This is a genomic window from Actinoplanes sp. NPDC051388 (assembly GCF_055586225.1).
In genome coordinates, this window is record NZ_JBVJIP010000012.1 from 297,420 (window position 1) to 317,334 (window position 19,915).

Below are 19,915 nucleotides of genomic sequence, written 5' to 3' on the forward strand. Positions count from 1 at the left end.
CTCAGGCCTTCGACGAGATCACCGTGGGCTGGCGAAGTCCTGCGTCCAGAGCAGGGTGCCGTCCGCCGCGGCCGCGACGCCGACGCCGAGGTCGCGGAAGCCGCAGTTGAGGATGTTCGCCTTGTGGCCGGCGCTGTTCATCCAGCTGGTCATCACCTGCTGGGGAGTGCGCTGACCCTTGGCGATGTTCTCGCCGGCGCCGGACCAGACATAGCCGGCGTTGGTGATCCGGGTGGCGAACTGGACGCCCTCCGGCGTGGTGTGGCTGAAGTAGTTGCGGGCCGCCATGTCCGCCGAGTGGCCGCGGGCGGCCGCGGTGAGACGGTCGTCGGCGGTCACCGCGGCGCAACCGGCGGTGGCCCGCTCGGTGTTCACGATGCTCACCACCTCGGCCTCGAATGCTTCGAACTCGCCGGGCGGAGTGGACGGCGGGGTGGACGGCGGCGTGGACGGGGGAGTGGCGCCGGTGGTGGTCACCACGATCCGGTCGATGTCCGGCGCCACGCCGTCCGGGTTGCCGAAGGCGATCGTGTTCTCGCCGCTCGCCAGAGTGACGTCCACGGTGATGGTGGCCGGGCGGGACGTGGAGCGCGTACCCGGAAAGGTCGTCGCACTGGGGCCGGTGTCGTTGACCGTGAGCTGGGCGGTGCGGGTCGAGGCCGCGGTGTAGGAGATCGCCAGCCGGGCGGCGCCGGACTGCTCGGCCAGCACACCCGTGACGGTGAGCGTGCCGTCGGCGCCGAGGCCGGTGACCCGGCTGCCGCCGGAGCAGCGCCGGCAGGAGACCGCGTGGGCGCCGCCGGAGAGCGTGTTGACCGAGGCCTCGGCTTCGTAGGTGCTGGTGCCGGCGCTCGCGGAGGCCGCGACGGCGATCCCGGCGACGACGGCGGCCAGGGCGAGGCCACCGGAGAGAAGAGCGGGTCTGCGCATGAGTCCGATTTCGTCGAGAACGTGTGGGGGCGCAGCGACGCTAACTGGACGTTTCGACGCTTGTCTATTAGTAAGGTCTTAAATCAGAAACGGTTGGCGAACCGCCGATCTGGGCATCTCAGTGTCATGACGTCGTCACCCCAGGAAAGGCCGCTCGCTCCCGAGCCGCCGGCCCCCTTCACGCCCGAGCCGGCGCCGCTCGCGACGACCGACACCACCATCGACACGACCGACGCGCCGGCCCGGGCCAACCGGACCCGGACCGGAGCGGTCTGGATCGGGGTCTGGGCCGGCGTCGTCGTGCTGATCCTGCTGATCATCTTCATCGCGCAGAACACGTCCAAGGTGCAGATCTCGTTCTTCGCCCTCGAGGGGCAGATCCCGATCGCCCTGGCATTGCTGATCGCCGGGGTCGGCGGCGCGATCATCGCGATGGCGGTCGCCGCACTGCGCATCCTGCAACTGCGTCGGCAGATCCGCCGCGGTCACTGAGCGTTACTGGTCCTGGAAGGCCTTGCCGGTCTCGACCACCGACTTCAGGTCGCTCAGGATCCACGCCCAGCCGCCGCCGGCGCCTTCCTCGTCGGTCCCCGCGACCATCGCCGCGGTGGCCGGCGCGCCCGGCAGCTCGTGCGTGACGGTCAGCTTGCAGGTGCCCGGCTGCCGCTTCGACTCCTCGATCAGATAGGTCACCTGCGAGAACGGCTCGGCCGCCGTGGTCGGGTCCATCAGCAGTCGCCAGGTCTGCACCAGGCGGTGCGGCGGGTCGGCCTCGATCACCTCGCCGTCGACGATGGTCTCCGGCATGGTGAAGCCGTTCTGCCTGGCGAATTCACGCATCCCTTCGTTCGGCGTCGAGCGGTAGGAACCACCCGGAGTCAACTCGTAATAGCCCGGCGCCGCGTAGCCATATCGCTCGTTCCAGGCCGGATCCACGATCGCCGTCCAGATCTTCTCCGGACTGGCCTTGATCCAGATCCGGTGCACCTGTGTGGTGGTCATTGCTCTTCCTCCAGCGCGTTCTTGAGGTCGACGAGCGCCGTCACCTGACGCTCCGTGTATTTGTCGATCCACCGGTCGTGGATCAGCCGGATCGGCACCGGATTGAGGAAATGCAATTTCTCCCGGCCCGAGCGGCGCACCACGACGAGATCCGCCTCGGCCAGCACCTTGAGGTGTTTGGCCACGCCGAACCGCGTCATCTCCAGCTCCGACTCGAGCTCCGTGAGCGTGCGGCCGTCACGCTGAAAGAGCAGATCGAGCAGAAATCGACGGGTCGGATCAGCGAGCGCCTTGAACACCCGGTCGTCATCCGTCATGACGCAAAGTTAGGTGACCAGATGGTCACATGTCAACCCCGTTTTTCGATACGCGCACAGCGAAGCCCTGCCCCCACGGCGATCTAGGCGGGTGCCCCAGGCCGCTGGGCACCACCGGCCCACCGGTCCAGCGCGCGCAGCTCCGCCTGCGCGGCCGGCCGTGCCACCGGCTCACCGCCGGCCCGGAACTCCCGCGGCGGCAGGCCGTAGACGGCTCTGACCCGTGGCGGCGGTCGGGAACTTCGCCGGGCCGGACGCCGTCTGTAAGTCTGCGGGACTCGGGACTGAGGGGGCGGCATGGGGCGGGTAGGCATCGGCATCGCGATGGGTGTGGTCACGGCACTGCTGGCCGGCGGGTGCGCGGGCAGCGGGCTGGGCGGTCCCGGGACACCGTCGCGGCCCGGCTCACCGGAAGTGCATGACGCCTGGACGGCGTGCCCCGAGGCCTTCCCGGACGCCACCGACGCCATGGAGCTGCCGCTGCTCGGCGACGACTTCTCCGCCACGGCCGCGGTCATCTGCGCGATGCGGCCGGAGCGCCAGGCCGACGGCAGCGAGGCCATGGTCGCCACCGAGGAGCGCGCCGACGACATCGCGGCGCTGCTCACCGCCCTGCGCCTGCCCGACCGGCCGAAGACCGACGGCCCCTGCACCATGGATCTGATCATTCCGCCGTGGCTGGTGCTGCTCGACGACCAGGATCGCTGGATACGCCCCGGCGTGCCGGTCGACGAGTGCGGCAAGCCCCGCATCGAGGTGCGCGAGGCCGCGGACCGGCTCCGGCTCACCCGGGTCTCGGGCACGCCGGTCAAGGAGATCGAGTCGGCGGAGGCCGCCCGGACCGGCTGCTCCCAGGGCTGGGGCGACATGATCTCGGCGACGGCGGAGTTCAGTCCCGCGCCCGACAAGGTCCGCCCGGTCTACGACGGCCCGGCCCCGATCAAGCTCTGCGTCTACCGGGTGCCCGCGGATGCCGAGAAGACCGGCAAGCGCCCCGGTGAGTTCGTCAGCGGCCGCGAGTTGACGACGGCCCAGTGGACGAAGGTCAAGGAGGAGATCAACACGGCGGCCGCCGCACCCGCCTGCACCACCCCGGCCGACACGTTCGCGGTCCTGATGACCGGCGGCGACGAGATCTACGTCGAACTCGACAACTGCGCCAGGCTGATGGTCGGCTCCGGCGGCTCCGCCCTGCGCCAGGCCTCGCCGGCCCTGCGCGCCCAGCTCAACTGACCGAAGGAACCGGCACGCCGTCGAGGACGATGACCGGAAAGACCCGGTCGGTATTCTTCTCGTAGTCGCCCCCGGCGACCATCGCGTAGAGCCGATCGCGCTCCTCGCCGGCCGTCACGACCGCCATGGCCGCATGGGAGCCGGCGCCGATCTCCACGGTCACGGAGGGGTTGGCGCGCAGGTTGTGCACCGAGGACGTCGTTCGAGACCATCGACTGCTCGATCGCCCGCACCATGGCGATCCTGGGGGAGCCGTGGACCGCGCTGATCCTGCGTGAGCTCTTCATCGGGGTCACCCGGTTCGACGCCCTGCACGTCCACCTGGGCGTGTCCCGCAAGATCCTCGCCCTGCGCCTCAACCGTCTGGTGAGCGAGGAGATGGTGGTCAAGCGCACCTACGCCCAGCACCCGCAGCGTCTCGACTACGTCCTGACCGGCAAGGGCGGGCAGCTGTGCGACATCCTGCTCGCGGTGAGCGCCTGGGGAGACCGGTGGACGACGGGAGAGGCCGGCCCGCCCGCGCTGATTCGGCACGAACTCTGCGGCCAACCCACGACGGCCGAGATCCGCTGCTCCCACTGCGGCGAGCCGCTGCACGCACAAGACACCGAGGTAACCCCACTGCGCTGACGGCGGCCGGGCCGGGCGGCGGGCCGGATGGGGGCGCAACGGCCTGGGGCACTGATCAGGTCGCTGTGGGGGCGGGAGGTTGCTGTGCGCGTAATCAAATGGGTTTGGTTTATCCGCCGATCTGGCCGCGCAGATCGTTTGGGCCGGGGGTCGGGAAGTCGGGCTGTAGCCGGCGCGGAAGTCCCGGGGTGGCAGGCCGTAGGTCGCGCGGAAACGTGCGCGTCAACCATGTCGCTACGCATCGGCCGCCGGGCGTCGGACCTGAGACGGCCCGGCTAGATGACGCAGAACTCGTTGTCCTCGGGATCGCGCATGACCACCCAGAACTTCTCCGGCTCGTCGACGACCCGGTCGACCGTGGCGCCGGCCTGCTCGATGCGAGCGGCCTCGGCCTCGATCCGGGCCCGGCGCTCGTCCGCCGGGAGACCCTCGGCGACCTTGATGTCGAGGTGCAGGCGGTTCTTGCCGTTTCAGTATGGGTGACTGACTGCCGCTCGTGCCCGCTGACGGCCCCTGTTGATCACGGTTACTGGGCCGCCAATGGCCGACGAGCGGCGGCCGGGCATGCCCGCTTCCGCCGTGCGCCTTGCCTCGCGTCCAGCCCGCTGGTCAAGGCCTCTGGACGTCCTCTTCCGGGCCGCGCGTGAGTGCGGCACCCACGTGGTGCTGGTGCCGCCCGAAGCATCGTCGGAGGAACCGCGGTAGAGCCACCGGCGCGAGTCTCTCGACGACGGCTTACGACAGCGCTGGGCCGGCTCTTCAAGCGGAACTCCGACACTCGGTGGCAAGCCGCGAAGCGGCGCGGCAGCGATCGCCGTGCCGACCTCCGGACAGGTGCACTCTCAGCGATCGTCACGGCCGCTACCGACCGGTGATCCGCCTGTGTCGCCAGATCTCGAACCGCCGGCGCCAAGGCCTCATCTCGTTCTTCAGGCAAGGGCACGGCTTCTCCGCCTGGTAGCCGAGACCAGTGCGGATGCTCGTCGTCGATGGTCAGCTTCCAGACGTGCCCTCGCAGACGTCCACCGCGTCGCGCAAGGCGGCCCCGATGCTGCGGGTCCGCGTTGTCTGGCAGTCCGTGGGGTTCACGCTGCGCGCCCGGGCGACCATGCGATGACGGTGAGCGGCGGTCGCTCCTAGACTCCGGGAGTGGAGATCAGTCAAGGGCGGGTCCTGGCCGGGATGCTGGACGCGGCGGAGGATGCCTCGCCGGTGGAAGCGGTCGAGGCGGTCACCCGTGAGCTCGGTGCGGCGCTCGGCGCGCGTACCGTGTCGTTCCTGATCGCCGACCTCAGCGGCCGGGCACTGGTGCGACTGGCGCACGTGCCGTTCGAAAGCGCGGGCGCGGCTCGCCGCGACGGTGACGAGGTCGCCACTGTGCTGCCGTTCGACGGCGGTCCCGCCGAGCAGACGGTGCGCACCCAGACGGCGCAGGTCCTCGCCGGGCCTGACGGCTGGACGGTGCTGGCGCCGGTGACCGAACGCGGTGAGGTGATCGGCCTGCTGGAGTTGGCGTTGCCCGAGGAGCCGGCCGCGGGAGTCCTGAAGGACATCGCGCGTACGGCGCATGCGTTGGCGTTCGTGGTGATCGCGAACCGCCGGCACACCGACGTGTTCGAGTGGGGACAACGCACGACCCCGTTCACCCTGTCGGCGGAGATTCAGCGGCGTCTGCTGCCGGCCTCGTTCACGTGTGAGGCCAGCGCGTTCACCCTGTCCGGCTGGCTGGAACCGGCCGGCAGTATCGGTGGGGACACGTTCGACTACAGCCTGGGCCGCGACGTGCTGCATTTCAGTGTCACCGATGCGATGGGCCACGGCGTAGCCAGCGCGCTGACGGCGACCCTCGGTGTGGGGAGTCTGCGTAACACCCGTCGACGTGGGGCGGCCCTGGTGGAGCAGGCCGCCGGTGCGAACGCCGCAGTGGCCGAACACGCTGGTGCGCGCGGCAGCTTCGTCACTGCGGTACTCGGCCGCCTGGATCTGCGTACGGGGGTGTGCGCGCTGCTCAACGCCGGGCATGTTCCGCCGCTGCTGGTACGCGGCGGGGATGCGCAGCCGGTGCGGTTGCCGGGCAACTTCCCGCTGGGCATGTTCGCCGACGCCGACTTCCACCACGGCGAGATCACGCTGCAACCGGGCGACCGCCTGGTGTTGGTCACTGACGGTATGCGGGAGCGCCGCGCCGCCGCCCTGGATCTGCCGGCCGTGTTGCGATCGATCGAGGATCTGCACCCGCGCGAGGCTGTCCGGGCGCTGGCCGACGCGGTGCTCGAGGTGGCCGGTCCGACCTTGGCCGATGACGCGACTCTGCTGATGCTGGACTGGTACGACGGGCACGGAGCAGACCGGCGCGCCACCTCAGGGGCAGACCCCGAACGGGCCAGTTCAGCGCTGCCCGACTGACTACCCGGTGGCTGTGCCGTCCACGGACGGCGCAGCCGCTTCGGCTGCTTGCACGGTGTCATAGAGGTCGATCACCCGATCCAACGACGTGATCTTCAGGATGCTCAGCACGGCGGGCTGCACCGCGGCCAGGCACAGCCGGCCGCCGACATCCCCCAGCGCCTTGAAGATCACCACGAGTGTGCCGAGCGCGCTGGAGTCCATGAATCCCACCGCGGCCATGTCCACCACTACCTGGCGGTGACCGGCATCGACCAGCCGCTGCAGATCGTCACGCAGCTGTGGGGCGGTAGCCATGTCGAGGTCACCGTGTACCTCGACGAGGGTGCACCCCCGGCCCGGCCGGGCTGACAACAACAGATCCACAACGCCTCCCAGTGCGGACTCTTTGCAACTCCACCTTATGCGTCTGGTACGGAAACCGCCGTGGCCGAACCCACGACGAGGCTGTGCCGTGCCCGTTTCGTGCTGTCGATCTCCGGGTACGGCGCGTCACGGTCGGCGGGTCGGGGCCGGCCCGATTCACCATCGGGCCGAGGGGGAGTTGCGGGAATGCGCGTGACCATGACGCTGTCGCTGCCACGGCAACCGTCCTCGGTGACCCGCGCTCGTCACGTGCTCACCACACTTCTCAGCCTTACCGACGCTGACCAGGAGATTTGCGGTCACCTCGCCGTGCTGATCTCTGAGGCCTGTGCCAACGCGGTGGTGCACGCTGAGCACGACAGTGCTGTCGAGGTCACCATTGTCATCGACGACCAGGACTGCCTGATCGAGGTCGGCAACCGCGGCACCACTCCCGACGGCGGCGGGCTCACCGCCGACCTGCCTGGGCCGCTGACTGTCGGCGGCCGCGGGCTGCCGTTGATCGCTGCGCTTGCCGATACCGCTGCCTTCGTCGACGGACAGCCCGGCCACGTGCTGCTACGAATGACAAAACGCCTGCACGCGATACAACCGTCAGTGAGCCTGTGACGCGAGTGGTGAGACGGTTCGAAACTGTGCAGGCTCAACGCTTGGGAGTGGTGCAGCGCTCCACGAGGAGCACGGCGACCTCGCGGAGCTTGCGGTTGGTGTCCTGCGACAGTTTGGTCAGGACAGTGAAGGCTTCGTCGGCGGTGCACCGCCGGTCGCCCATGATGATGCCTTTGGCCTGCTCGATCACGGCGCGGCTGCGCATCGCTATTTCCATGTGCTGGGCAAGGGTCGTCTTGGCGTTGTAGAGGTAGGCGTTGGCCATGGCCACCTCGGCATAGCTCGCGAAGGTCTGCGCGACGGCAAGGGCGTCCTCGTCGAAGGCGTGGGGCTTGGTGGCGTAGATGTTGAGCGCCCCGGTGACGGCTTCTTGGACGGGTAGCCCGATCGACAGGGAGCTGCACGCTCCGGCTTCGCGGGCCCGGGGGGTCCAGTCCGGCCACCGGTTCTCGCTGGTCATGTCGGCGACATGCTGGGTGCTGGTGGAGAGTGCGGCGTCGAGGCAGGGGCCGTAGCCGAGCTTGTACTGTGTCTCGTCGAGGTTCAGGGCGAGGTCGCCAGTGAAGGCGGGGGTATAGGCACCTTTGTTCGGTACCAGGGTGACGGAAACTTCGCTGGCACCAGGGATGGTGCGTTTGGCGAGGTCCGCGATTTGGTGGAACACGCCGCTGAGGTCAGTTTCGCTGAGTTTGATGCGGCCGAGCGTGGCGAAGGCGTCGGCGGGTTCCATGTACGGGGCGTGGGTCATGGGCGGTGTGTCCCTTGCGATGGGCACATCACCGCGACCCCTGATGGGTGCGGGCGTGCGCGGATCCGCTGTAGGGCACTATTGCGAGAAGCCCTGTACCCGCGCCGCTGCTTGACGCTGGCTCGGCCAACATTGAAGAATGTCGACCCCAGGCCACTGAGTCTACCCCTGGTACGGTGAACGGGCAGCTCAGGTGGCGTTGCGCTGGGACGACGCCCCTCGATCTGGGTGAGTGCGCCGTGTGCAACCTGCCGGTCGCGGTCGTCCAGGGGCCGCCGGTTAAGCAGCCAGCCGACGGTTCCGATGGACAACTCCATCGAAGCCGCCCAGTGTCTGCCGGCTACGGGACGGCGGAATATGGCCTTTCGAGACAACGCCCAGGGGCCGGACATCGGTGCTCTCCTCGCCGGTGGCTGAGGAGTTGGTTGCCACTAGCCACGAGTTGAAAGTCCACGCGCGCAACGCGGTCGAGCGTTCCCGACTTTTTGCGAGCGCAGGTCCAGGCTCGAAGCAACGATGTGGCGGCCCGTAGGGTCGTCGCTTGCGAGACGAAGCGTCCTTGAGCTTGGAGGAGTGGCCCGGCACACTCGCGCCGCCAAACCCGGCGCTCGACGGCAGCGACTCGCGCTGCGGCCCGGCGTGGTCCCCCGGCCGCGTCGCCCAGGCCGCACCGGTCGGCAGCGGTGAGGCCGAGCTCCTCCTTGATCTCGCGGTTGCAGGCTGCTCGCGGCGACCCGCCAGGCTCGACGTACCCGCCCGGAATATCCCAGCCATCCTTGTAGCCCGGCTCTACGAGCAGAATACGGCCCTGCTCGTCGAAGAAGAGGGCGCCGGCGGCGACGCGCGGAGTGGCCATGGGCGGGGTTGCAGGTGTCGTCACACGATCCACGCCAGGTCGGTCTCACCGAGCTTGGTGAGCTGAGTCGCGGCAAGCTGGTACGTCAGCCCGAGCAGATGCCGAGCGTCGTCCTGCTCACCCAGCCTCGAACTCATACACGGCGGCCTGGGCGTGCTTGAGGAGCGCGGGCAGCCGATTGGTCACCAACCCGAAAGCGCGACCCCTGGTACGCCTCCCACAAAGCCCCGGTCTCGCTTCGCAGCTCGGAGAGAGGTTGGGCGGCTCGACATCCATTCCGCCGGCGCCAAGCGCGGTGATGCCGCGGTAGTCCATGAGCGCCGACCGCAGGGCCGGCAAACATCAGCCAGGGACGTGATGACAGAGAGCCGGTCGAGTTCGATCCGGTTGTTCTCGCTCTTGCCGAGCCAGTCGGGCGTTCGGCCGACGAGTCCGGCGAGGACTTCCTGGGACATGCCGCGCCGGCGGGCGCCGGATGGAAGTACACGGCCCGCCTGTTCCTTTCGAGTACGTCTTCCCGGCCGGTGTCCTCTGCCTGGGCGTCGATGCCGCCGTGGACTTCGACCCGCCGCAACGAGCCCGACAACCAGGCCCGCGACAAGGAGACCGGCGAGCGCATGTGGGTCGTTCGCGTACTGGACCTTGACCCGCGGGCCGGCAAGTTCGGCCGCACCACCGAGGTCAAGGTGAAGGTCGTCGCGCCGCAGCAGCCCGTTCCACCGGCGTCGGCGGCGCCGGGCTACCCGCCGTCGATCGAGTTCGACGGCCTGACCCTCACGCCGTACGTGGACTCGCAGCGCTGCAAGAGCAGCGGCAACTGCCGGTCGCGGATGGCCTACTCGCTGCGCGCCGACAACATCCGCGCCGCAGTCGCTGCCTGACCTGCATCGATCGCTGATCGCGCGGGCGGGCCGTTTCCCCGCCAAGAGTCCCGGCCCGTCCCGCGCGCGACCACTCAACCCCTCGACGCTGCGAAGGAGGTCCTTCGTGCCACCGTAGATCACGCTGCCCCGACGACGAACCTCAATCAACGTCATCCTGGGGGAGAAGATCCCCACGGCACCCGCTCAACACCCGGCCCGGCCAGCACCCGGACGACTGGGCCACCGCCGCGCCGCGTCTCGCGTACACGTTCTGTCTGAGGGAGGCCCGAGCCTTCACGACTGACCGGACCGACCGCATGGTGCTGCACTTCGTTCGCCGGGATCCGCTTGCCGCGTTGGTGGGACCCCTTCCCGTACCTGATGTTCCGGACTTCGCCGGGCTCGCTCTCGGCGTACGGGAGGACGGTGACCCGTATCGCCTCCGGCTGACCGGATCTCACGTCCTGATCGCGGGGGCGACGAACTCGGGCAAGGGCTCCGTGGTCTGGTCTCTGCTGCGCTCGATGGCTGCGGGGATCAATTCCGGTGTCGTGGAGGTCTGGGCCTTCGACCCCAAGGGCGGCATGGCCGGCGTTCTGGAGGAGGCGGTCAAGCGGATGAAGAGCCGGGCCGCTCGACTCCGCGGGCTCACCCGGCAACATGTGCCCACGGCTGACGACCCGCTGATCGTGATCGTCATTGACGAGCTGGCCGCGCTGACGGCCTACCCGACCGGCCGCAAGGTCCGGGATCGGATCAAGGAATCGCTGTCGCTGCTGCTGTCACAAGGCCGGGCGGTCGGCATCCGCGTCGTGGCTGCATTGCAGGACCCGCGTAAGGACGTGCTTCCCCTGGTGAGCGAGGAACCGCCACAGGAGGCACCTCGACCCCCTCGTCCCGGCCTGGTGCCGGTCCCCGCCCAAGCATTCGCCCGCTCCGGCGTTCAGGAGGCAACGCTGTGACTGCTACCGCCCTGCTGTCAGAACCCCGCCCTGGTTCACGCGCCGGGCACCTGACGCCGAAGGAACGGGACGAACGATCACGCCGCCAGCGCTCTACCCGCCGCCGCCATGACTCACCCGACCTGCCCCGGCTGCCCGTCGACCCCCGGACCATCGGCCGCTCCTTCCAGGGCAAGGCCGGCCAGACCTTCCGACCGTCAATGCTGCTCACGCTGACCTTGGACTCGCACGGCCCGGTCCACTCCCACGTACGCCGCGGTGCTTACGTCGCACCTTGCCCCTGCGGCGAGCGGCACTCCATCCATGACCCGAAGCTCAGTGGCCGGCGTTCGATGAGATGACGTACCGCGTCGACCGCCCGCCGGTCTGGGATCCGGAGGCCGGCGCATACGTCGACCCGACCACGCGAGAGTCTCTACCGACCTGGGGCGAGGCCCTGGACGCTCTCGATGATCCGGATGCCCGGCCCGCCTACGTCGCCCGGCTCGGCGGGACCGATGCCCGGGGCATCGCCCAGGGCTCGAAGGACGGCGAGCGGTCGATCCGGTACGTGACCAAGTACGTCACCAAGGACCTGACCGAGCACGCCAACCCGTCCTCGTCGGCGCAGAAAGCTCACGCCGACCGGCTCCACGCCGAATTCTCGGTGCTCCCGTGCTCACCGACCTGCGCGAACTGGCTGCTGTACGGAGTCCAGCCAGACCGCCCCAAGGCCGGCCTTGTTCCCGGCCGTTGCACCGGCAAGGTTCACCAGCGCTCGACGCTCGGCTTCACCGGCCGCGTCCTCGTCTCCCGGCAGTGGTCCGGCGAGACCCTCGCCGACCACCGCGCGGACAACCGGGCCTGCATCCGCGCTGCGGGCGACCGTCGCCCGGCTCGGTCTCCCGGAGTTCCACGTCCACGACCTCCGGCACACCGGGAACACGCTCGCCGCGTCCTCGGGCGCAAGCGGCCCGCAAGATCATCGAGAGGTCCGGAATGACGAAGGCCCAGGTCGAGGAAACAACCTCTGACCTGGGCCTTCATGCTCCGAGCGGGCGACGAGAATCGAACTCGCGTAATCAGTTTGGAAGACTGAGGCTCTACCATTGAGCTACGCCCGCATGCCACCCGGATCAACCCCGGGCCGCGCGCCACAGCCTACTGAAGAGCCGCCTCCGACGCGAACCCGATACCCGTGTCGCACGCCCGGGTGAGTAACGCAGGTGACTCCGGAGCGCAGTCGCCGTGGCGGACCGCATACACTTGCCCCGCCACGGGGTGTGGCGCAGCTTGGTAGCGCACTCGCTTTGGGAGCGAGGGGCCGTGGGTTCAAATCCCGCCACCCCGACTGTCACACCACTTCTCGAATCGCCACAAGGAGTACGCCTGTGAAGAGCACCGTCGAGACTCTGAGCCCGACCCGGGTGAAGCTCGCTATCGAGGTGCCGTTCGACGAGCTCAAGCCGAGCCTGCAGAAGGCGTACCGGGAGATCGGTTCGCAGGTTCAGATCCCGGGCTTCCGCCGCGGCAAGATCCCCACCGCCGTGATCGACCAGCGGGTCGGCCGCGGCGCGGTCCTCAACGAGGCCGTGCAGGAGGCGATCCCGGAGCAGATCCTCGCCGCCGTCCGCGAGCACGAGGTCAAGACGCTCGGCCGGCCCGATGTGGAGATCACCGAGTTCAACGACGGTGAGCCGCTGAAGTTCACCGCCGAGGTGGACGTCCGTCCCGAGATCACCATCCCCGACCTGTCCGGCATCTCGGTGACCGTGCCGGCCGTCGAGATCGGTGACAGCGAGATCGACGAGCAGATCAACGGCCTGCGCGAGCGCTTCGCGACGCTGAAGACCGTGGACCGGCCGGCCGCCGAGGGCGACTACGTGCAGCTCGACCTCAAGGCGACCGTCGACGGCGAGGAGGTGCCGGGTGGCTCGGCCACCAACATCTCCCACGAGGTGGGCAGCAAGCAGCTGCTCCCGGGCCTCGACGAGGTGCTGGTCGGCCTGGTCGCCGACGCCGACGCGACCTTCACGACCCAGCTGGTCGGCGGCGACTTCGCCGGCCGCGACGCCGACGTCGAGGTCAAGGTGCGCAGCGTCAAGGACAAGCAGCTGCCCGAGATCGACGACGACTTCGCCCAGCTGGCGAGCGAGTTCGACACGCTCGACGAGCTCAAGGGCGACCTGCGCGAGCGGCTCGGCAAGGTGAAGAAGGTCGAGCAGATCTACGCGGCCCGCGACGAGGCGCTCAAGCAGCTGGTCGAGGCCGCCGAGATCCCGGCCCCCGAGGGCATCGTCAAGGACGAGGTCGAAGGTCGCAAGCAGGCCATGACCGACCAGCTCGAGCGCATCGGCGCCACCCTCGAGGACTACCTGGCCTCAGAGGAGAAGACCGAGGAGCAGATCGACGCCGAGCTGACCGAGGCGGCCACCGAGGGCGTGCGCATCCAGCTGCTGCTGGACACCATCGCCGACGCCGAGGACGTGCAGGTCTCCGACGACGAGTTCGGGCACGAGATCGTGCACCGGGCGCAGCGCGCGCAGATGCAGCCGCAGCAGTACTACGACCAGCTGGTGCAGTCCGGCGCGGCGGCCGCGGTGTTCGGCGACGTCCGCCGGGGCAAGGCGCTGGCCCTGGTCATGGAGCAGGTCACGATGAAGGACGAGGCCGGCAACACGCTCTCCCTCGACGACCTGCGCGAGGCCGGCGAGGACGAGCACGCCGGGCACAACCACTGAGCCGCATGTGGGCGCGCCTGCGCTGACAGCGAACACCCGCGCGAGCGGGAAGCTGATGGGCATCCGACCGGTTAGGTTTGTCGTACCACGGACCACCTGCCGGCCGGATCCCACGGCCGGCTCCGTCAGCTGTGAAGGGCTGCCATGACTGACCTGCACATTCCTGCGAGTCCCGTCCTGCGCGGCGGTGACTTCGGTGGCAACCTCGACGATTCGGTCTTCAACCGTCTGCTGCGTGAGCGCATCATCTTCCTCGGCAGCGAGGTGACCGACCAGGTGGCCAACCGCATCTGCGCCCAGCTGCTCCTGCTGTCGGCCGAGGACCCGGAGCGCGACATCCACCTGTGGATCAACTCCCCGGGCGGATCGGTCTACTCCGGCATGGCGATCTACGACACCATGCAGTTCATCGACAACGACGTGCAGACCGTGGCCATGGGCATGGCCGCGTCGATGGGGCAGCTGCTGCTCTGCGCGGGAGCCAATGGCAAGCGTTTCGCGTTGCCGCACGCGCGCATCATGATGCACCAGCCGTCGGGTGGGATGGGCGGGACCGCCGCCGACATCGCCATCCAGGCCGAGCAGATGCTCTACACGAAGCGCATGTTCCAGGAGCGGGTGTCGTTCCACACCGGCCAGGACCAGGCGCAGATCGAGGCCGACTCCGACCGGGACCGCTGGTTCACGGCCGAGGAGGCCAAGAACTACGGCTTCATCGACAAGGTGATCACCGGGGCCACACAGGTCCCGGAGGGCGCCGGAACGCTGAACTGAGGAGCTGAACCATGACCGATCTGACCATGCCTCAAGGGTTCGCTCCGGTGCACAACCGGTACGTTCTGCCGTCGTTCGTCGAGCGCACGTCGTACGGCGTGAAGGAGTCGAACCCGTACAACAAGATGTTCGAGGACCGGATCATCTTCCTCGGCGTGCAGGTGGACGACGCGTCGGCCAACGACGTGATGGCCCAGCTGCTCACGCTGGAGAGCACCGACCCGGACCGCGACATCACGATGTACATCAACTCGCCGGGTGGCTCGTTCACCGCGATGACGGCCATCTACGACACCATGCAATATGTTCGCCCCGACATCATCACGGTGTGCCTGGGCCAGGCGGCCAGCGCCGCGGCGGTGCTGCTCGCGGCCGGTTCGCCCGGCAAGCGGATGGCGCTCCCGCACTCGCGGATCATCATCCACCAGCCGGCCACCGAGGGCGGTTACGGCCAGGGCTCGGACATCGAGATCCAGGCCCGCGAGATCATGCGGATGCGCACCCAGCTGGAGGAGATGCTGGCCAAGCACTCCAACCAGTCGGTGGAAAAGGTGCGTAAGGACATCGACCGCGACAAGATCATGACCGCGGACGAGACCAAGGAGTACGGCCTGGTCGACACCGTACTGGTGAGCCGGAAGAAGAGCCTGCAGACCGCAGGCGTTTAGCGCTCAGCACGCGGTGGCAGGGGCCCGTTAGTCGATGGTTAGACTGACTGGCCCCTGACACGCCCGTTTTGGGGGGTCGGAGATGTGCCCGACAGCGGGTAACGTCGAGCGAGCAACCTCAGTAACGCGGATCCGCAGACGATGAGCTGTGCAAGACGAGGAAACGGCCAGCAGGCCGTTGCTCCTCAAGGCCAGGAGGCGGGCGCGAGCCGGCCGACGAGTGCAGGGAGAACGTAGGTGGCACGGATCGGCGACGGTGGCGACCTACTCAAGTGCTCCTTCTGTGGGAAGAGCCAGAAGCAGGTCAAGAAGCTCATCGCAGGCCCCGGGGTCTACATCTGCGACGAGTGCATCGATCTCTGCAACGAGATCATCGAGGAAGAGCTGGCCGAAACCGGCGAGGTGAAGTGGGAAGAGCTTCCCAAGCCGATGGAGATCTGCCAGTTCCTCGACAACTACGTCGTGGGCCAGGAGCAGGCCAAGAAGGCCCTGTCGGTCGCGGTCTACAACCACTACAAGCGCATCCAGGCCGAGTCGAGCGGCGCTCCCGGTGGGGGCAGCGACGTCGAGGTCGCCAAATCCAACATCATGCTCATCGGTCCCACCGGCTGCGGTAAGACCCACCTGGCGCAGACCCTGGCCCGGATGCTCAACGTGCCGTTCGCCATCGCGGACGCCACGGCGCTGACCGAGGCCGGCTATGTCGGCGAGGACGTCGAGAACATCCTGCTCAAGCTGATCCAGGCGGCGGATTACGACGTCAAGCGCGCCGAGCAGGGCATCATCTACATCGACGAGGTCGACAAGATCGCTCGCAAGAGCGAGAACCCGTCGATCACCCGCGACGTCTCCGGCGAGGGTGTCCAGCAGGCACTGCTCAAGATCCTCGAGGGCACGGTCGCGAACGTCCCGCCGCAGGGCGGACGCAAGCACCCGCACCAGGAGTTCATCCAGATCGACACGACAAACGTCCTGTTCATCGTGGGTGGCGCGTTCGCCGGCCTGGACCGCATCATCGAGTCCCGGGTCGGACAGGGCGGTGTCGGCTTCGGCGCGCACCTGCGTTCGATCTCGGAGCGGAACACCGACGACATCTTCGGCAAGGTCATGCCGGAGGACATGCTGAAGTTCGGCCTGATCCCCGAGTTCATCGGCCGTCTGCCGGTGATCACGACGGTGCGCAACCTCGACCGCGAGGCGCTCATCAAGATCCTGACCGAGCCGCGTAACGCCTATGTGAAGCAGTACCAGCGCCTCTTCGAGCTGGACGGCGTCGAGCTCGAGTTCGACACCGGCGCGCTCGAGGCCATCGCCGACCAGGCCATGCTCCGTGGCACCGGCGCCCGTGGCCTCCGCGCGATCATGGAAGAGGTCCTGCTCTCCGTGATGTACGAGGTGCCCAGCAACCCCGACGCCGCACGGGTGCTGATCACCCGCGAGGTGGTCGTGGAAAACGTGATTCCGACGATCGTGCCGCGCGAGTCCTTCGGCCGGCGCGCCCGTCGTGACCGCGAGGAGAAGTCGGCCTGACGCCTCCGCCGGACCTCACGGGCGTCTTCGCCCGTGTGGAGCGTCGCGAGCGTCTCTCCGGAGACCCGTGGCTGGCGCTGGTGCCCGCACCAGCGCCACAGCGGGCAGCGGTGGTGTCCTTCCCGGGTTATGTCGTGGTCGCCGCCGACATCGCCCGCTCATGGCTCGACACCTGGGTGGGCAGCGGCGACTACGCGGCACCGATCGGCCCCGCCTTCCTCGGCGCACTCGAGGAACTTCTCCGCGTCGAAGCCGGCAACCTGGACGCGATGCTGCTCGCCGACCGGCTCCCCGGCGACCCGCCCATCGACCTGCGTCGCGACGACGACCTCGACCACTCCCGCGTCGCCCGCGCCCGCCGCTACCGCACCGACGTCCGCGCCTGGACCAGCGAACACGGCGTCCTCGTCATCGGTCGCGGCCTCGGTGGCCGGTGGGAGGCCGCCTTCGAAGTCGACGAGAAGGCTCGCGGGCGTGGACACGGCCGGCTGCTGGCGACGGCCGCGCGACATCTTGTGCCCGAGTCCCGGCCGATCTGGGCACAGTGCGCTCCCGGCAATGCCGGCAGCCTCCGGGCGCTCCTGGCGGCGGGTTACTCCCCGGTCGGCTCGGAGATCATCCTGATTCCTCCCGTCCTCCGGTCCTCGTGAGGGTCGTACCCTGAAGTCATGCGCGTCTCCGTCTGCCAGCTGAACGCCCGTGACGACCGCGACCACAACCTCGCCGTGGCCCGCGACCTGCTCGGACGCGCAGCGGCCGCGGGCGCGGAGTTCGCGATGTTGCCGGAGTATGTCGACTACCTCGGCCCGGGCTCCGGTCTGCCCAAGCCTGAGACGATCGACGGCGAGTTCGCGGCGTTCTTCGCGGAGACCGCACGTGACCTGGGGATCTGGGTGCATGCCGGGTCCTTCCATGAGGTCGGTCCCGATGACGAGCACACCTACAACACGTCGCTGGTCTTCAATCCGGCGGGGGAGCGGGTCGCGGTCTACCGCAAGATCCACCTGTACGACGTGGAGATCCCCGGCCGTGTTTCCTATCAGGAGTCACGCTCGGTGGCGGCGGGCGAGGACGTCGTGGTGGCTTCGGTGGACTCGGTGCCCGTCGGCCTGAGCATCTGCTACGACCTGCGGTTTCCTGAGCTGTACCGGCGCCTGGCCGATGGTGGCGCCCAGGTGGTGGTGGTGCCGGCGGCGTTCATGATGCACACCGGGCGTGACCACTGGGAGGTGCTGCTGCGTGCGCGGGCGATCGAGAACCAGTGTTATGTGGTGGCGGCCGGGCAGATCGGTGACCATGAACCGGGTCGGACCTGTTTCGGACGCAGCATGATCATTGATCCGTGGGGGACGATGATTGCCCAGGCGCCGGACACGGTGGGGATCGTCACGGCGGATATCGATCTGGGGCGGGTTGAGCAGATCCGGACCGAGGTGCCGAGCTTGGCTAACCGCCGCCTCTAGGTCTTCTGCGATCGCCGGGCGGCCCTTGTCAACTCGGCGCGCGACTCCTTCGGCTGCCCGGCGGGCCATCGGTTGGCCTCCCTCGGCTTGAGTGCTTTCGTGGCCGTGCGTTGGCGCGTCATTCCGGTGCGATATAGCTGCTCGAGGATCGGGTTCGTGAGCTGCTGCGATGCTTAGCCTGCGGTCATGATCGATCTCTCTGGCGCGGCGGATCCGTTGCTTTGACGACCACGCATTGGTCCATCTTGGGCTTCCCCCATGGATGTCGTTTCGCTGGGCATCGACGGGCGAGCGGCATGGCCATGCCGATTGTCGAGCCGGGCTTGGGTGCTTCGTTCCCGGAGGCCATCTTCTTTTCCGCAGCACATCGATGACGGTCGTTGGTTCTTTGCGATAACGGACTCGCCCGCGCCGCTGGGTCACCCGCCCGCGGAGTCGGCGCGATTCACGACGACTCAGGTCTATAGCGGCCGGGAGGGATGTCCGGTGGGAGCCCGTCCTGCTAGGCGCATTGCCGCGCGATTCGCTCGTCGCTTAGGGAGGCTTGGGCGCGCATCCCGAGCCTCGGCGGCCAGGTCAGCAGGTAGGTGGGGACTTCGAAGTGGGTCTGGCGGCCAGGTTGGTGGCTGGGCCGGGGAATACCGGAGTGGGTGTGTGGCAGCTGGGGTGAGCATGTGGCGGCTGGGTCTATCAGCGGGGGTGGGGGACGCCGGCTATTGCGGGAACTGGATGCGCTCGCGTCGCCGGAGCTCCCTGCGTGGGTCTGTGGCGGCCAGATTGGCAGTTGGATAGGGGCCCGGGGTGAACCTGCGGCAGCCAGGTCGGGCTGGTGCCTGAGGACTCCGGAGGTCCGTTGGCGGTTGGGCGGGGTGTCCGGGAGGAGCCGTGGCGGTTGGGCGGGGACGCCGGCGGGAACCGTCATGGCCGGGTCGAGGGAGTTGTCGTGTCGGTCGCGCGCTCGTTGGAGCCCGCGCCGGGGGAGCCACTGAGTCTTGGCTGCGCCGGAGGCAGCCGGACCCACCGGCACCTGAAGATCGACGGGTCGGGTGGCTAGATCTGCTGGAGTCGGTGGTTAGATCTGCTGCAGGAGGTAGCCCACGACGGCGACGCACACCACGGCGCCGCCGGCCAGGAGCATCGCACCGCCCATGCGGGACGGACCTCGCCGGAACAGCCGCAGCACCGAGATCACGACCGTGACCAGCACCAATAGGCCGATGAGGACCTGCCATAGCGGTATCAGCAGGCCGAACAACGCGTCGGCGGCCAGTGCTGGGGGAGATCCCATGACTGCCACTCTGGCACGGCCGGCGTTCCCGTGTGTGGATCGGCCTGGGGGGCGATTTGCATTGGCGGTGCGGCGTCGCGTAGGTTTCTCCACGGCACACGGAGCGGGACGAAGAGGACTCTTCGGACGGTGAGGTGGCCGATGCCGGAACCGGGCGTATGCTGGGTCGAGGCGCCCGGCGAGGCGAGTGTGAGTCAGGGAAACCGGATTTGCATCAGCGGAAACGACCGGGTAGAGTAACGAAGCCGCAGGAGCCGGGCGGATGGATCGCTAGACGATCATCGGTCGGTCTGCAGGCCAACCCGACGACACAGACCATCTTGGTGGGCTGCGTCAGCGCGGGTGCGATCTGGGCGATGCCCCTCGAGACTTCGGTCTCGTGAGGCGATGTCGACCAGGCAATGGAGCGAAAAGCCCCAGGAGCGGATCTCCGTTGTTCCGGAGATTCGGGTCTTGGTGTGTGGTTGTTCTTTGAGAACTCAACAGGGTGCTAGATAAGCCAGTGCCAATTAGTTATACCCCGGCCAGGGCGTTTTTGTTCTGGTTGTGG

23 protein-coding genes and 2 tRNA genes are annotated in these 19,915 nt (G+C 68.3%); 16 read left to right on the forward strand and 9 right to left on the reverse strand.

Translation table 11 applies throughout. The features are described from left to right. Positions 1 to 18: 18 nt before the first annotated feature. A complete protein-coding gene (locus tag ACZ6TI_RS29250; protein WP_465348378.1) occupies positions 19 to 930 on the reverse strand; it encodes a CAP domain-containing protein in 912 nt (303 codons plus the stop codon). 126 nt (positions 931 to 1,056) lie between these two features. Here ACZ6TI_RS29250 and ACZ6TI_RS29255 point away from each other — a divergent pair, with 126 nt between their 5' ends. Further along, positions 1,057 to 1,422 (forward strand): LapA family protein, encoded by a 366-nt coding sequence (locus tag ACZ6TI_RS29255; protein WP_465348379.1) that lies wholly within the window; start codon positions 1,057 to 1,059, stop codon positions 1,420 to 1,422. A gap of 3 nt (positions 1,423 to 1,425) precedes the next feature. Here the strand turns inward: ACZ6TI_RS29255 and ACZ6TI_RS29260 are convergent, their stop codons facing one another. Further along, entirely contained in the window at positions 1,426 to 1,932 is a 507-nt protein-coding gene (locus ACZ6TI_RS29260) for an SRPBCC domain-containing protein (protein WP_465348380.1), read from the reverse strand. Then, the gene (locus ACZ6TI_RS29265) at positions 1,929 to 2,231 is read right to left on the reverse strand and encodes an ArsR/SmtB family transcription factor (protein WP_465348381.1); all 303 of its coding nucleotides are present in this window, start codon (positions 2,229 to 2,231) and stop codon (positions 1,929 to 1,931) included. Before ACZ6TI_RS29265 ends, ACZ6TI_RS29260 begins: the two co-directional genes overlap by 4 nt. Before the next feature lie 315 nt (positions 2,232 to 2,546). On the opposite strand from ACZ6TI_RS29265, the gene ACZ6TI_RS29270 reads away from it, so the two are divergent. Further along, on the forward strand, positions 2,547 to 3,482 hold the full coding sequence (locus tag ACZ6TI_RS29270; RefSeq protein ID WP_465348382.1) for a hypothetical protein: 936 nt from the start codon (positions 2,547 to 2,549) through the stop codon (positions 3,480 to 3,482). Here ACZ6TI_RS29270 and ACZ6TI_RS29275 read toward each other — a convergent pair. Beyond that, positions 3,475 to 3,672 carry a nitroreductase/quinone reductase family protein gene (locus tag ACZ6TI_RS29275; RefSeq protein WP_465348383.1) on the reverse strand — a complete coding sequence of 66 codons (198 nt, stop codon included), beginning with the start codon at positions 3,670 to 3,672 and terminating at the stop codon, positions 3,475 to 3,477. The genes ACZ6TI_RS29270 and ACZ6TI_RS29275 overlap by 8 nt on opposite strands. A 44-nt stretch (positions 3,673 to 3,716) precedes the next feature. On the opposite strand from ACZ6TI_RS29275, the gene ACZ6TI_RS29280 reads away from it, so the two are divergent. The 3 genes from ACZ6TI_RS29280 (at position 3,717) to ACZ6TI_RS29290 (ending at position 6,518) form a co-directional block, all read left to right on the forward strand. Continuing rightward, positions 3,717 to 4,112, forward strand: coding sequence for a winged helix-turn-helix transcriptional regulator (locus ACZ6TI_RS29280; protein ID WP_465348384.1), 396 nt, complete (start codon positions 3,717 to 3,719; stop codon positions 4,110 to 4,112). Positions 4,113 to 4,327: 215 nt separating this feature from the next. Beyond that, positions 4,328 to 4,759: a hypothetical protein gene (locus ACZ6TI_RS29285; protein WP_465348385.1), complete on the forward strand. Its 432-nt coding sequence runs from the start codon at positions 4,328 to 4,330 to the stop codon at positions 4,757 to 4,759. Positions 4,760 to 5,261: 502 nt separating this feature from the next. Continuing rightward, positions 5,262 to 6,518 carry a PP2C family protein-serine/threonine phosphatase gene (locus ACZ6TI_RS29290; RefSeq protein WP_465348386.1) on the forward strand — a complete coding sequence of 419 codons (1,257 nt, stop codon included), beginning with the start codon at positions 5,262 to 5,264 and terminating at the stop codon, positions 6,516 to 6,518. Here ACZ6TI_RS29290 and ACZ6TI_RS29295 read toward each other — a convergent pair whose 3' ends face one another. After that, positions 6,519 to 6,884, reverse strand: a complete 366-nt coding sequence (locus tag ACZ6TI_RS29295) for an STAS domain-containing protein (RefSeq protein WP_465348387.1) — start codon at positions 6,882 to 6,884, stop codon at positions 6,519 to 6,521. Positions 6,885 to 7,082: 198 nt separating this feature from the next. Here ACZ6TI_RS29295 and ACZ6TI_RS29300 point away from each other — a divergent pair, with 198 nt between their 5' ends. Beyond that, positions 7,083 to 7,493: an ATP-binding protein gene (locus tag ACZ6TI_RS29300; RefSeq protein WP_465348408.1), complete on the forward strand. Its 411-nt coding sequence runs from the start codon at positions 7,083 to 7,085 to the stop codon at positions 7,491 to 7,493. A 34-nt stretch (positions 7,494 to 7,527) separates the two neighbouring features. Here the strand turns inward: ACZ6TI_RS29300 and ACZ6TI_RS29305 are convergent, their stop codons facing one another. Further along, complete coding sequence (locus ACZ6TI_RS29305; RefSeq protein WP_465348388.1) at positions 7,528 to 8,223, reverse strand: ANTAR domain-containing protein; 696 nt, start codon at positions 8,221 to 8,223, stop codon at positions 7,528 to 7,530. A 358-nt stretch (positions 8,224 to 8,581) separates the two neighbouring features. Next, positions 8,582 to 9,097, reverse strand: a complete 516-nt coding sequence (locus ACZ6TI_RS29310) for an NUDIX domain-containing protein (RefSeq protein ID WP_465348389.1) — start codon at positions 9,095 to 9,097, stop codon at positions 8,582 to 8,584. Positions 9,098 to 9,621: 524 nt separating this feature from the next. Between ACZ6TI_RS29310 and ACZ6TI_RS29315 the strand changes: the two genes are divergently transcribed. From ACZ6TI_RS29315 to ACZ6TI_RS29325, 3 genes are all read left to right on the forward strand, one after another. Continuing rightward, on the forward strand, positions 9,622 to 9,978 hold the full coding sequence (locus ACZ6TI_RS29315; protein WP_465348390.1) for a hypothetical protein: 357 nt from the start codon (positions 9,622 to 9,624) through the stop codon (positions 9,976 to 9,978). A gap of 299 nt (positions 9,979 to 10,277) precedes the next feature. Continuing rightward, positions 10,278 to 10,922: a type IV secretory system conjugative DNA transfer family protein gene (locus ACZ6TI_RS29320; RefSeq protein ID WP_465348391.1), complete on the forward strand. Its 645-nt coding sequence runs from the start codon at positions 10,278 to 10,280 to the stop codon at positions 10,920 to 10,922. 337 nt (positions 10,923 to 11,259) lie between these two features. After that, positions 11,260 to 11,904 (forward strand): replication initiator, encoded by a 645-nt coding sequence (locus tag ACZ6TI_RS29325; RefSeq protein WP_465348392.1) that lies wholly within the window; start codon positions 11,260 to 11,262, stop codon positions 11,902 to 11,904. 50 nt (positions 11,905 to 11,954) lie between these two features. Here ACZ6TI_RS29325 and ACZ6TI_RS29330 read toward each other — a convergent pair. Then, positions 11,955 to 12,025, reverse strand: a tRNA-Gly gene (locus ACZ6TI_RS29330). A gap of 153 nt (positions 12,026 to 12,178) precedes the next feature. On the opposite strand from ACZ6TI_RS29330, the gene ACZ6TI_RS29335 reads away from it, so the two are divergent. From ACZ6TI_RS29335 to ACZ6TI_RS29365, 7 genes are all read left to right on the forward strand, one after another. After that, positions 12,179 to 12,252: transfer RNA gene (locus tag ACZ6TI_RS29335), tRNA-Pro, on the forward strand. A 40-nt stretch (positions 12,253 to 12,292) separates the two neighbouring features. Further along, positions 12,293 to 13,642 carry a trigger factor gene (gene tig, locus ACZ6TI_RS29340; RefSeq protein WP_465348393.1) on the forward strand — a complete coding sequence of 450 codons (1,350 nt, stop codon included), beginning with the start codon at positions 12,293 to 12,295 and terminating at the stop codon, positions 13,640 to 13,642. Positions 13,643 to 13,786: 144 nt separating this feature from the next. Beyond that, positions 13,787 to 14,416 (forward strand): ATP-dependent Clp protease proteolytic subunit, encoded by a 630-nt coding sequence (locus tag ACZ6TI_RS29345; protein ID WP_465348394.1) that lies wholly within the window; start codon positions 13,787 to 13,789, stop codon positions 14,414 to 14,416. 11 nt (positions 14,417 to 14,427) lie between these two features. Continuing rightward, a complete protein-coding gene (locus ACZ6TI_RS29350; RefSeq protein WP_465348395.1) occupies positions 14,428 to 15,084 on the forward strand; it encodes an ATP-dependent Clp protease proteolytic subunit in 657 nt (218 codons plus the stop codon). Positions 15,085 to 15,321: 237 nt separating this feature from the next. Further along, positions 15,322 to 16,614, forward strand: coding sequence for an ATP-dependent Clp protease ATP-binding subunit ClpX (gene clpX / locus ACZ6TI_RS29355; RefSeq protein WP_465348396.1), 1,293 nt, complete (start codon positions 15,322 to 15,324; stop codon positions 16,612 to 16,614). Between the two features lie 35 nt (positions 16,615 to 16,649). Beyond that, positions 16,650 to 17,264 (forward strand): GNAT family N-acetyltransferase, encoded by a 615-nt coding sequence (locus tag ACZ6TI_RS29360; RefSeq protein WP_465348397.1) that lies wholly within the window; start codon positions 16,650 to 16,652, stop codon positions 17,262 to 17,264. 18 nt (positions 17,265 to 17,282) lie between these two features. Continuing rightward, positions 17,283 to 18,077, forward strand: coding sequence for a carbon-nitrogen hydrolase family protein (locus ACZ6TI_RS29365; protein WP_465348398.1), 795 nt, complete (start codon positions 17,283 to 17,285; stop codon positions 18,075 to 18,077). A gap of 1,072 nt (positions 18,078 to 19,149) precedes the next feature. On the opposite strand, the gene ACZ6TI_RS29370 is transcribed toward ACZ6TI_RS29365, so the two are convergent. Continuing rightward, entirely contained in the window at positions 19,150 to 19,365 is a 216-nt protein-coding gene (locus tag ACZ6TI_RS29370) for a hypothetical protein (protein WP_465348399.1), read from the reverse strand. Between the last annotated feature and the right edge of the window lie 550 nt (positions 19,366 to 19,915).